Consider the following 13,045-nt stretch of genomic DNA (forward strand, 5'->3'; position numbering starts at 1 on the left):
TATATTAACGGTTGTCTTACTATTGATGACACAACTGACAGTGCTGGCCCAGAAGGTGGTTCGTCATGACCTTTATGTACGGGATACCATTGTCAATTATGCCGGCAAATCAAAACGGGCAATCGCTGTAAACGGACAGATTCCAATGCCGACCCTGACTTTTACTGAAGGAGATACGGCGGAAATCGTTGTTCACAATGAGTTAAAGGAAAGTACTTCGCTGCACTGGCACGGTATTTTTCTGCCGAACAAAGAAGACGGTGTGCCACACCTGACGCAGGAACCTATAAAGCCGAATTCGACTTATACCTATCGTTTTCCGATAATTCAACACGGTACACATTGGTATCACTCGCATTCGGGCCTTCAGGAACAGATCGGTATGTATGGTAGCCTTATTCTCAACAAGCGTGCAGATGATAAGACTTTCCGAAAAGGAATTGATGATTTACCCACGATTCCGGTCATTTTAAGTGAATGGACAAATTATAACCCCGATAACATTCAGCGAATGCTACACACGGCCAACGATTGGGCCGCGATAAAAAAAGGGTCTACACAATCGTACGTCGAAGCAATTAAAGAAGGGAAGTTTAAGACGAAAGTCACGAATGAATGGAAACGTCAGCTGGCGATGGATGTCAGTGATGTCTATTATGATAAGGTGTTGATGAACGGGGCTCATTCCACGGATTTAAAGTCGGTGAATGGTAAAGCTTTGAAAGCAGGAGATAAAGTGCGTTTACGAATTTCCAATGGCGGTGCTTCGTCTTATTTTTGGCTGCGCTATGCAGGTGGCAAAATTACCGTTGTTGCCAATGATGGGAATGATGTGGTTCCGGTGGAGGTCGATCGATTAATGATTGCGGTATCGGAGACTTATGATGTCGTTGTAACCATACCAAATGAAGGTACAGCTTACGAATTCATGGCAACAACAGAAGATCGAACACAATCTGCCAGTTATTTTGTCGGAAATGGTATTAAACAATTGATTTCCCCGCTTCCCCGCCTTAAATATTTTGAGGGCATGAAGATGATGAACGATATGATGAAGATGAATGGTGATCTCAATGATATGGGCATGAAGATGAGTCTGAACCAGATGGATATGAATGTGGTGATGTATCCCGAAATTACAGGTGATGGAAAGAAAAAAGAAGATCACAGTAAACATAGCGGTATGAATCATGGACAAATGAACATGGACGAAGATCCCAATCGTTATAATGCCAATGCATTGGGCGATATTGTCACGCTCAACTATGCGATGCTGGAGTCTCCTCAAGCTACTGAACTACCTAAAGAAGCGCCGATACGAGATCTCAAATTTACCCTGACGGGAAATATGAGCCGTTATGTATGGAGCATGGACAATAAAATTCTTTCTGAAACGGATAAGATACCTGTAAAAAAGGGCGAGGTATTGCGCATTACCATCTATAATAACTCAATGATGCGTCATCCAATACATCTGCATGGCTTTGACTTTAGATTGTTAAATGGAAAAGGATCAAAAGCGCCGTTGAAAAATGTGGTGGATATCATGCCCATGGAGACGGATACGATCGAATTCTTAGCGAATGAAGAAGGAGACTGGTTTTTTCATTGCCATATCCTGTATCATATGATGGCGGGGATGAACCGCGTTTTTGCTGTGGACGATTATAAAAATCCCTATCTTCCAGATAAAGCTAAAGCCTATAAGGAGTTGCAGATGGAAAGTAATATGACTCATTTCATGGCGCAAAATGATTTCGCTACCAATGGAAATGACGGTCAGGCAATGTTTCAGAATGCACGCTGGCAGCTTGGTTCAGAATGGCGTTTGGGGTATAATGATATGCACGGTTATGAAGTGGAAACCCACTTGGGTAGATACTTTGGGAAGATGCAATGGTTTATGCCATTTGTAGGTTTTGATTATCGTTATCGTCGAATGGGGGAGGATGAACATGAGAAAAATATTTTTGGACAGGCCAATAAAAAAGATAGTCGCAAAGCTTTAAGTCTGGGTTTTATGTATACTTTACCCATGTTGGTCAATTTTCAGGCAGAGGTGTATCACGATGGAATTGTGCGATTGCAGCTTATGCGTGAGGATATCCCGATCGCTAGAAGGATCCGTGGCGATTTTATGGTCAACTCAGACCTTGAATATATGGCTGGACTAAATTATGTCATCACCAAAAATATGGCTTTTAGAACACATTATGATAGCGATATGGGCTTTGGTGTGGGCTTGTCATTAAATTATTAAAAACGTAAATTTTATATTGGATTTTTAAAGGGGGCTTTGCATCGCAAAGCCCCCTTTTTCTTGTGCTATAAAAAGAGTGGATAAGTGGCGTACTGTTTATAAAATAATCCTGATTTTATTGGTAGATCATTGGGAGATAAATCGGACTTTAGCCGCTTTCATCCGAATGAGGTCCCTATAAGGTCCGAATAAGGTCCTTATAAACTCCCTACTATTGAATATAAAAATAACTTGTTATATAAGCCTTGTCTACAATGTATTTTCATGTTTTGCCCTTCGGGTTATCGCTAGCTTAGTGCTTTCCCCGTTAGCGTATTCCTTTCTCCGCTACCCTGCCTATAAAAGGAAGATAGATCAATTCTCATTGGGGGATGGCGAATCTGGTTTTGGTAGATGGAAAGAAAGAAAAACGCCAGAAATGGTTTATTCCTGGCGTTTTATACTAGTGTGAATTTTATGACGACTAAAGTTTTTGATCGCTTAAATCATCCATTTAAATATGCTGGCTCCCCAAGAGAAACCTGCACCAAAGGCGGTTAACATGACTAAATCACCGGTATTTAATTTTTTAATATTCTGCCAGATACACAACGGGATCGTGGCAGCAATGGTATTTCCTAGGTATTCGATATTACTTAATGCTCTGTCTTCTGGTATATTCAGACTACGCCCAACGGCATCAATGATGCGCTGGTTAGCCTGATGTGGAATTAACCAGTTGATATCTTCAATCTGTAGGTTGTTGCGTTGTAAAACCGTATTACAAGCGTCGCTCATAGACTGAACAGCATGTCTAAATACAGTTTTGCCATCTTGTTTCAGGAATCTGTTGTCGTTGACAGGAAGATTACTGTCGATTGGATACAAAGAACCGCCGGCTTCGATTTTTAAGAATTCTTTTCCCGCGCCATTGCTACATAAATAGGCATCCATAATTCCACCTTCTAAAGATGGCTCAAGCCATATCACACCAGCGCCATCACCAAAAAGAATATTGGTCGAACGATCTTTTAAATCGACATAAGTACTGATGTTGTCAGCACCGACTACGAGTACATTTTTATAACGGCCTGTCTCAACGAGAGCTGAAGCCATGTCTAAGGCATATAAAAAACCAGAGCAAGCAGCATTGACATCAAAAGCCCAAACATTGGTAAGACCTAATTTTTCTAAAATGATATTTGCTGTTGCCGGCATTGGCATATCGGGTGTAGAAGTTGCTACAATTAGCGCATCTACATCGTTCAGATTTTTATGATATTGTGTTGCCAAATCTTGTATAGCTTTTACAGCCATGTCTGATGTGGCAAGATTTTCTTCTAAAATTCTCCGCTCCTTAATACCTGTACGTTTGATAATCCATTCATCGGATGTATCGCAAAACTGCTCCAAATCTGTATTTGATCTCTTATTCGGTGGAATATATCCGCCAATACCAGTAATTGCTGCATACGGCCTGCTGGGTATTCTCTCAGTCATAAATTAATGTACTCTATTCTCTCTCTTATTATAGCTATCCTATTAGGAATGACTCGTGTGTTTTTTGCGCCGTAAAACTACGGTTAATTTATGCGATTAATAAGCGAAAAAAATGATTTATGACAAAAAATTACGTTTTGCCAACACTTTTAACTGTTTTTTACATATTGTCTATACTAATCTTTTAATCGGTCTTTATGATGCGGAATTAAATATTGAATGCGCCTGTTTTTACGAAATATTAATCTAACTATGTTCGTCCAATTCGCAAAATAGTCTAGTTGCTTTTTGTGTTTCAAATCATCGGAAGGAGCGTTTCGCCTGTTCCAAAAGTTCAGCTAAAATGATGATTCCTTCCTCGATCAATTCCTCAGATAAGGATCCATAACCAAGTCGTATTCCACCAAAAATATTTTCTCTGCTGTAGTTTTCGGGATGCGGTATATGGACTGATCTTTCCTTTAATTTTTGGGATAAAAATGCCCAGTCGATCTGATGTTTAAATGATAGCCAAACCGCCAATCCCCCTTTTGGAGAAGTATAGCTCACATGATCCTGCAGATATTTGTCCAATTGGGCGATCATGAAATCACGTTTCTTTTTGTAAAGCAGCGTTGCTTTTCGGATATGTCTACGAATTGTTCCATCCTGAATGAGTTCCAGTACAGCTTGCTCCATAATATTGTCACCTTGTATATCGATGATGTAGCGAAGTTCGGTAACCTGCTGGAGTAACTGCTCGTTTCTTGTCGCCAGATAACCGATACGGAGTGCTGGTGCAACAACTTTGCTGAGTGTACCAATGTAAACAGTATTGATCAGTTCCTGCTGTGAAGCGAGTGGGTAATAGGGCGCTTGTTCAAAATGAAATTCGTAATCGTAATCATCCTCAATGATCGTGAAGTTATATTGATTGGATAATGCTATTAATTGTGATCTCCGTTCTTTGCTTAAGGTCACAGTGGTTGGATATTGTCGATGTGGAGTAAGATATAGTGCCCTAATATTGCTTTTTTTCAATAAATGTGGGAGAAGTTCATCAACGATAAGACCATCGGTATCGACAGGGATAGGAATCAATCGCGCACCAGCTTTTTCAAAGATTTTCCAGGCTGAATGGTATCCAGGGGACTCCACAAAGATATAATCATCGCGCCGTAATAGGCATTGGGCTACCAGGTACATGGCCATTTGACTTCCACGACTGATGCATAGGTTATTTTTATCAATGTGCATGTTGCGCTCGATGTTGAGCATATTGGCGATTTCTTCCCGAAAATCAAGATGTCCTCGGGGATCGGCATAGCCCATCATTTTCCAACGTGCGCTGCGTTTAAAAATCTGACGATAGGCCCGTCCGAGCTGTTCTATCGGGGCAATCTTGCTGTCTGGATTACCATCATCGAATATAATACGTGTGGGGGCTTGATGATCAGATAATTCGATCTTTTGTGCAACATATAGGTTAGAGCCATAAGGTAATTGAGCCGCTACAAATATACCTCTACGTGCCTGACTAACCAGCCAGCCTTCGCTCAACAGCAACTGTATGGCTTCAATTACCGTGTTTCGGTTTAATTTTAATTGGGCTGCAAGAGATCTGCTACTGGGTAAGGCCGTTCCCTTCGCCAATCGACCTGATTGTATATCAGCAGCAATGTTATCCGCTATTTGGATGTAAATCGCTTTTGAAGAGGATCTGTCAATATCTATCGTTAAATTCCAAGGTCTAAGCATGAGGCTATTGTATCGGGTAATTGTTCAAATATACAATTGTTCTGCAGGATTAAAATACATCGGATAGATGATGCATGATCAGTGCTGCGCTATTCTATTTAAGATGAGCTGTTTTGTTTATTGCCTGTGACGGCTGGACTAGGAATAAATAACCATCTTGGACTAGGAATGAAAGGAGATTTAAGTTGATTTTTGAGTTTTACTAATCGAAGTCATTCATGAAACCATTTCCCGTTTTCGAGAAAGTTGATATTGCGATCGAACGAGCCCTTGGTTGCTTTGTTTATGATAAACAGCAGCAGGCCTATTTAGATCTATATGGTGGTCATGCCGTTATTTCTGTTGGGCATAGCCATCCGCATGTTGTTGAAGAAACTATACAACAGATGAATAAGATCGGATTTTATTCAAATGCAGTTACAAACGATCTTCAGGATCGTTTGGCCGAGCGCTTGGGCAGTGCCTGTGGTTATCCTACATATGCTGTTTTTTACAGTAATTCGGGGGCCGAAGCAAATGAAAATGCACTGAAGTTAGCTTCGTTCCATACGGGAAGGAGGAAAGTATTGGCGATGTCAAATGCGTTTCATGGGAGAACCTCAGCCGCGGTTTCGGCAACGGATATCCGGTCGATTCGTGCACCATTAAATGACAGTGAACAATTTGTCTTTACCCCCTTTAACGAGACCTCCAGTTTGAAAAAACAATTGGAAACCGAAGAATACTGCGCTGTCATCATTGAACCTATTCAAGGTGTCGGGGGGATTCATCGGGCAAGTCCTAGTTTCTTACAAGAAGTAAGAGCAATCTGCACGAAAACTGGGACTATGCTTATTGTGGATGAAATTCAGTGCGGGTATGGGCGCACGGGACGTTTCTTTGCACATCAGCATGCTGGGATAGAAGCCGATTTAATTACGGTGGCCAAAGGGATTGCAAATGGCCTCCCGATGGGGGCGACAATTATTTCGCCTAAAATAAAGCCGGTCACGGGGCAATTGGGCACTACTTTTGGCGGTAGTCATGTGGTTTGCGCGGCGGCACTGGCTGTACTTGATGTCATCCAAAAAGAGCAATTGATTGATAATGCCGCAGCTGTAGGTGAATTTCTGTTGACAGAATTAAGAAAAATTCATGGCGTAAGTGAAGTGAGGGGGCAAGGATTGATGATTGGCGTAGAGTTTGAAAACGATATTCAACACCTACGGGAAGAACTTTTGTTTTCTGAAAAGATTTTTACAGGATATGCAGGACGCTATACCCTTCGCCTATTACCGCCGCTCTGTTTCACCATAAATCACGCGGAGACATTTTTGAAGAGTCTACGGAAGCTTGTGCATAAAGAGAAACTAGCCGATGATGTTTCGGTATATTGATTGGCCCCGCTGTATTGATTTTTTGCGAAGTTTTAACGAAGGATTCTCCAGATGAGCTGTTGCGCTTTGATAAATGTTGTAAAAGAAGTAATTTCACATCTAGCGTATTTAATCAGTAATAGCGTATAATGGATTTCAAGACAACAAAAAAATATTTGCCTACAGCGGGTTTAGTGAGTACTAAGGAAGATAAACTATTATTGGCGTATAGCAACAATAGAAAGGCATGGTATCTGCCAGGTGGGAAGATTGATGCAGGGGAGGAAGCCCTGCAGTCCCTACGTCGCGAGATTTTGGAGGAGTTGAATATCAATCTGGATCCGGATAAAATCTCGTATTATTGCCATGTAACAGCTCCGGCGTACGGGCTTGTGCCAGAGGTTATCATGGAACAGGATTGTTTTCTGTATCCATTAACAGAGCAGATCGAACCCAGTAATGAGATTGGCGCCGTTCGTTATTTTTCACACCAAGAGTACCAGAAAGAACCTATCCAGGTCATTGGCGTTTTGCATGTGTTTGACAAGTTGAAGGCTGACGGATTGATTTAAAAAATCCTGTCGCCGCTAGATGCCATAGCCTTCATTGAGGCAGCTGATACCCTTTGTGTCTTTTAAAGGAATAATTTTTTGGCTTTTGGTATCCATTCGCCATGCCTTGACGATTTTGTCGAAATATTCTTTGTGTTCATCGACCCGGCTAATGGCTATAATTTCGCTGTCTGGTTTGTCACCTTGCTTGCAGTTGCATAAGCTGAGTTGCTCGTTGGACTTCAGTTTTTGAATATTGATGGTATCCAAAATCTTGTATTTGACTTTACCTTTGCTATCATCGGGCAACAATTCCTCTAAAATACAAACACCATTTTTGGCATTTGTAAAATAGCCGGCAGCAAAGCGAAAGTCTCCTTGGGTATTCTTGTCGGTTTCAATAAGCGCACCAGTTGTATAGGTATAAGATTTTAATTCAGCAATTTCATTGATCTCACGGAATACTTTCCCATATAAGGGGTTTTTCTGATCGTTAACGGTCTTGAAACTGGACCAACTGCAAATGGATAGCATTGCAATGGGTATAATTAGTATATATCTCATGGTTTTCAAAAATTAAAAACGTTGTTTAAGTTAACAAATCTTTCTGTTATATTAAACAACGTTTTTACTGCAGCACTATTGTGTTGACAGACTTTATTAGAACTTATTGCGAGTTTATTTAGCCTGTGATTCTTGCGTCTTTTGAGATTCTTTATATACTTTGTTGTCCTCGTCGTCCATTTCCATGTCGAGATCTTCTTCTTTGTATTTTCCCATTTTTAAGTGAAAGTTATCTGGAGTGCCCGTAATTCGCATAGGTATCCCAAAGATTCCAAAAGGAGGTAAGCCCAGTCGAAAACCCAGGTTCATCCGCCCATCTAAGGTCACTTGACCTTCAAAACGAGGCCTGAATCCCATCATTTTCATTTTCGTGCGTTCGATGGTCATCACATTATTTTTGATATGGGATTTAATAACAACTTTTTTCACTTCGCCATCTTTCAATTTTTCCTTGGAAGTAGATTGACTAATTCCATTAAGTAACTTGAAGCCTCTGAATTTAATTTGATTCAGTGTTAGGGATCCATCGCCGACGATGGAGGGCATTACTGGTTGCATATTGCCATTCAATAAACCACCCAATTTATAATCCAATGAAACCAGGCCATAAGCATTTTTGGCAGAGCTAACCATTTCTCTGAATAGCGGTATCTCTTTGTAAGCGCGTTGAATATCAAAGCTGTCAGCTTTCACAGCATAATCAAAACTTGCTCTACGTGGATTTATAGGACGATAGCTTCCGTTCATATCTACTTTCAGTCCCGCTAGTTCAAAGTTTGTCTTATGAAGAATCATCTTACCGTCTTTTACCTGTAGGTCACCTTTGAAGTCTTTGATATTCATTTTATTATATGCTATGGCATTGACAAGCCCCAAGACCTGAACGTCCAAATTTTTAGGCAGAAGAACTACACCACTTTCCGAAGAGCTTGCAGTCGTCGATGTGGCCGGAGAAGCAAAAACCATAAAATCATCCACATTGATTTTCTTGCTGCTGAGTGTAAATTGCCCCTTTAACGGTGCTTGACTACTTGTTGCGTAATTAATAATGTTGTTGAGATATCCCTTGATGGAAATGTCATTTTTAGCGTAGGCAACCAGAAATTTATCGAAATTCATTTTCTCCTGATTAAAACTGAAGTTCCCGCTTCTAATTGCAATAGGCTGTGGAAGCATGTCGGACTGAACCTGGATATTCCCAATATTTAACCGACCACTATTTTGGAGTCGGTTATAATGACCATTGGCGGCATCGCTCTGTAAGCCTTTTAAACTGAAATCCGTATAGATAAAACCATCGACATTGGTACCATCTAATGCAAAGAGTTTATAAATAGGTCCGAGATTGAGCTTACCCTTGGATTGTATGCTGTACTTAATATTATTGAAGTTCTTGAGGTCTGCATTCAAGAAAAAAGGTTCACCAGCAAATGTAAATGATACCGGTAGGATTTTGACATTCAGATCCCGAAGCGAGCCTTTTTCGCTATTGACAAAAGCTTCGACCTGAATATTTTCCATCGGGATAGGATAATCATTTGACTTGATCAAGCCATTCTTCATCACGATGGACGTATTAGTTTCGGGAAAAATGTTTCGTTTGAGATCCACATAACCTTTTGCCATGAGGTTGACATCCACCAATCCTGCCAATTCAACTTGTTTAATGGGATAGAAATTTTTGATATCTGCTAAATTAAATGAAGCTTTTAAATCCGAGTTGACAGCAATTTTATTAAAATCTGTTATTGAAATAAAGCCCTTTACATAGTTGTTAAGCGCCTGAACAGAAATGTCATGGATTGCTATTGATGCACTTTTTAATTGGCCATCGGGATCCTTTGCTTCCAGACGATAGGCAATTTTGTCCAACCCCTGTGGGAGGTTCGCCAATTTGAATTTACCATCGACGAGTGTATTTTTGATATCAAAAGTAGGAATGGATGCAATGTATTCCTGTTCGCGTTTTTGAAGTCCTACCTTACGAATAGCTTTGGCGTATGTTCCGTCGATTTTTGCGTAAAGATTCCATTTTCCACCAAATGAAAAGTCTGGGAATTGTAGGGATTCATTGAGTTTACCGAGATCAAGATCACTTTTTATGTTGGCATGCACGGTTACAGGGTGTAAACCCGCAATGTTGCCCTGTGCATTAAAATAGCCTGAAGCAACTTTAAAGTCAAATTGTTTCAGATCAATTTGTAGTGAGTCTGTATTCAGTGCCGGCAAGTCTATCCGTAATTTTGCATTCCAGTCTGTCAGCGGATTGGTGGATTGTTTATACGCGAGAAAGCCATTGTTGACCATGAGCCCAAGGGAAAGATTAGGCATTTTGTTGTTGTCGACAATATAGTCTCCTTCTAAATTGACAAAAACCTCCGATGTACCTTTCACGGAGAGGTCCTTGATCCAAGAAGCGTAGCTATTTGGGACTAATGAAAGTAATTCGGCCAAGGTGCTTTCCTGTGATTTTAATTTGAAATCCAGGTGATAACCATGGGAGATAAAAGACAACAACCCACGGAAACGAACCGGTAATTGATTTATTTTAATATCATTTCGTTCGAAGACGAAAGATAAATTGTTGGTATTGATCCGTGTTAGCAAATTGGCATCGATCGACTTTTTGTCCACATACAATTCATTGTCAAAGGAAAATGAAAAGGATGCAATTTTCGCACGTGTGTTCAAGTCAAAGATATTTGACATCAGATCTCCCTTACCCTCATATTCCAGATCTTTTGCCTCTATCTGAAGCGGAATGGAGCGATCTTCATAATGGAGATTTGTTTTTTCAAGTTTAATCAGTTGGAAGGCTAAAGCACTGCTTTCGGAATTGTCTTGTGTTTTTGTAGCATCAGCGGAGCTAGATTTATAAATATTGTAATTGGCATTTCCCAAAGAATCAACCAGGATGTTGATCTTCCCGCTGTTCACGATAAACTTGTCGATTACAATTTTAGATTTGAGAAGACTCATAAGGTCCACGCCAAAACTGACTTTTTTTGCAGCGAGCAGCGTGTCGTTTTTGAAAGGTTCGGCCCCTTTTAATAAGACATCATCCATCGATGCAGTAAGCAAAGGGAATTGATCAAAGAAGGTTAATCGTACTTTGGAATAATTTAATTCACCTGTAATGTGCTCGTTTACGAGCGATTTGACTTTGCTGTTTACTTCATTTTCGAATATATAAGGAATGGATAATATGCTGATAACGAGTAAGACAATGATGCTTGCAAAAACGATAGCGATACGTTTCACAACCTTTATAAATGTTGCTTTTGACACTTTGGAATTTTTTGTGGTTACAAAAATCAGAAAATTATTATTAATCTCAGTTATGTGATGCATTTATTTTGAAAAGGGCTTGGATTATGTCGTTTTTCATTGACAAGAGGCCGCGTTAAAGCCTTTCTTGCGAAGTGCTTTGCATAGGCTTTTAAAAATTTCATGTATTTTTGCAGCGTGAAATTTCGATTTAAAAATGCCGAACAGAAGAATAGTATCATCCTGACTGCCTGTTTGTTTTTGTTGTTGTTGATTGGGGGGGGCTTGCTCGGTATTATCCATCATAAAGTAGACCTCCTTAAGAAGAGGATACTGATCGATTTTGCAGATGAGAATATGTTGCTTGTCAAAAAGCAATTGGAGTTGTTGCAGCAAGATCTATTCCTTTCGGAAAAAAAGATATTAAATCAGCCCGCCTTTGATCTAAAAGAAAGTGCTGACTCGCTGTTGGTCGTTTTGCCGGTTGGACAAGCGGACTCTGTCAATCAGCGAATGCTTACCTTGTTACGCACACGGACAATAAATCACCGACTATATCACATTTATCTGGATGTAGTAAAATTGAATGCCTATTTCGCGGAACTCAATTTCGGAAGACGAGCTTATTTCGAGATTTACGACGACCGTGGATTATGTGTGTATTCTCCAGATAATCGAAAGTGGGGTAAGCGGGCCAGTACAGCAGTTGCAAAACAAGGACAGATTGTGAAATCTGATTTTCTTCAGCTGGACGTTATGGTCAATTCGTATCCCTGTAACATTCTTTTAGTGGGTGGTGAAATCAAGGTGTATGTCCTGTTGCTGAGTATTGAAGAGGAAATCCAAGAATTGCTAACGTATAGCATCTTGCTTGGTGTGGGCTTGATGTTGGTAGCTATGGTGTTAATCTACTTTAATATCGTGGAGCGTCGCAAGATTCAGCAGCTGAAACTGCAATCCCTGAAGCAAGAGAATGAATATACGCGCATGCAGTTGGTTCAACTGCGGCAGCAGATCAATCCGCATTTTTTATTCAATACATTTGGGTCGCTTCAATACCTGATTGGAAAGGACAATGATCTTGCGAAGTCTTTTATTGGCAAGATGACAAAAGTCTACCGGAAGATGCTCCGCACAGATGAAGCCGAATGGTCATCATTGGGGGAGGAGCTGGAATTGGCCAAAGCCTATTTCTTTTTACAGCAGGTGCGGTTCGGAGCGGCCTTAAGTGATATGGAAATTCGGCTGCCAGCAACATGTTTGGATCGGAAAATTCCACGTTTGGGCCTGCAGATGCTGGTAGAAAATGCGATCAAGCATACCCGTATTTCGATCGAACATCCGCTGAAGATTCAGATCATCTATCTTGTTGAAGAAAACGTGCTGGAAATCCGCAATAACTGGCAGCCCAGACAGGGGGCAGAGCTGGAAGGTGAGGGGTATGGGCTTAATTATTTAGCATCCATCTATCGTTATTATGCGATGTCGGGCTTTCGGTACGGGATAGAATCGGACTTTTTTTCGGTATACTTACCACTCTCATCCAGTTGAAAATGAAGAATAAAAGATGGTCGGTTTACGTGTTCATGTTTTAGTAGCGCGTGTTCATACCTTTAAACTGCGTGTTCATCGCTTTGCATACTTTTCTGTATAATATTTTTAACAAATTTGGCTCCTAATCTAGAAATATTAGTTCGTGGTTAGCCTAATCCTATCCGATCAAATAGCATAAGTTTTAAGTATAAATGACTTGGAATTGACCTGCTTGGAATAGACAAAATTACTTTCTAATCGTTCTGTAGTAAGCTAAAATTAGCTTATGGATAACACGA

The 13,045-nt window shown here is 40.4% G+C and carries 8 protein-coding genes; 4 read left to right on the forward strand and 4 right to left on the reverse strand.

Features of this window, described 5'->3' with window-relative positions:
* Positions 1 to 25: 25 nt before the first annotated feature.
* Positions 26 to 2,260 (forward strand): multicopper oxidase family protein, encoded by a 2,235-nt coding sequence (locus AAW12_RS12195; RefSeq protein ID WP_313418319.1) that lies wholly within the window; start codon positions 26 to 28, stop codon positions 2,258 to 2,260.
* A gap of 480 nt (positions 2,261 to 2,740) precedes the next feature.
* Here AAW12_RS12195 and AAW12_RS12200 read toward each other — a convergent pair whose 3' ends face one another.
* Together AAW12_RS12200 and AAW12_RS12205 are read right to left on the reverse strand one after the other, a co-directional pair.
* Positions 2,741 to 3,739 carry a beta-ketoacyl-ACP synthase III gene (locus tag AAW12_RS12200; protein ID WP_046673918.1) on the reverse strand — a complete coding sequence of 333 codons (999 nt, stop codon included), beginning with the start codon at positions 3,737 to 3,739 and terminating at the stop codon, positions 2,741 to 2,743.
* 300 nt (positions 3,740 to 4,039) lie between these two features.
* Complete coding sequence (locus tag AAW12_RS12205) at positions 4,040 to 5,476, reverse strand: PLP-dependent aminotransferase family protein (protein WP_046673919.1); 1,437 nt, start codon at positions 5,474 to 5,476, stop codon at positions 4,040 to 4,042.
* 218 nt (positions 5,477 to 5,694) lie between these two features.
* Here AAW12_RS12205 and AAW12_RS12210 point away from each other — a divergent pair, with 218 nt between their 5' ends.
* Both AAW12_RS12210 and AAW12_RS12215 read left to right on the forward strand, forming a co-directional pair.
* Positions 5,695 to 6,852, forward strand: a complete 1,158-nt coding sequence (locus AAW12_RS12210) for an aspartate aminotransferase family protein (protein ID WP_046673920.1) — start codon at positions 5,695 to 5,697, stop codon at positions 6,850 to 6,852.
* A 128-nt stretch (positions 6,853 to 6,980) separates the two neighbouring features.
* Positions 6,981 to 7,403, forward strand: coding sequence for an NUDIX hydrolase (locus tag AAW12_RS12215; RefSeq protein WP_046673921.1), 423 nt, complete (start codon positions 6,981 to 6,983; stop codon positions 7,401 to 7,403).
* 15 nt (positions 7,404 to 7,418) lie between these two features.
* Here the strand turns inward: AAW12_RS12215 and AAW12_RS12220 are convergent, their stop codons facing one another.
* On the reverse strand, positions 7,419 to 7,946 hold the full coding sequence (locus tag AAW12_RS12220; protein WP_046673922.1) for a hypothetical protein: 528 nt from the start codon (positions 7,944 to 7,946) through the stop codon (positions 7,419 to 7,421).
* A gap of 114 nt (positions 7,947 to 8,060) precedes the next feature.
* Positions 8,061 to 11,234, reverse strand: a complete 3,174-nt coding sequence (locus tag AAW12_RS12225) for an AsmA-like C-terminal region-containing protein (RefSeq protein ID WP_197084028.1) — start codon at positions 11,232 to 11,234, stop codon at positions 8,061 to 8,063.
* Positions 11,235 to 11,411: 177 nt separating this feature from the next.
* On the opposite strand from AAW12_RS12225, the gene AAW12_RS12230 reads away from it, so the two are divergent.
* Positions 11,412 to 12,764, forward strand: coding sequence for a sensor histidine kinase (locus tag AAW12_RS12230; RefSeq protein WP_159332754.1), 1,353 nt, complete (start codon positions 11,412 to 11,414; stop codon positions 12,762 to 12,764).
* Positions 12,765 to 13,045: the final 281 nt, after the last annotated feature.

It is taken from the genome of Sphingobacterium sp. Ag1, assembly GCF_000988325.1.
Lineage (GTDB): Bacteria > Bacteroidota > Bacteroidia > Sphingobacteriales > Sphingobacteriaceae > Sphingobacterium.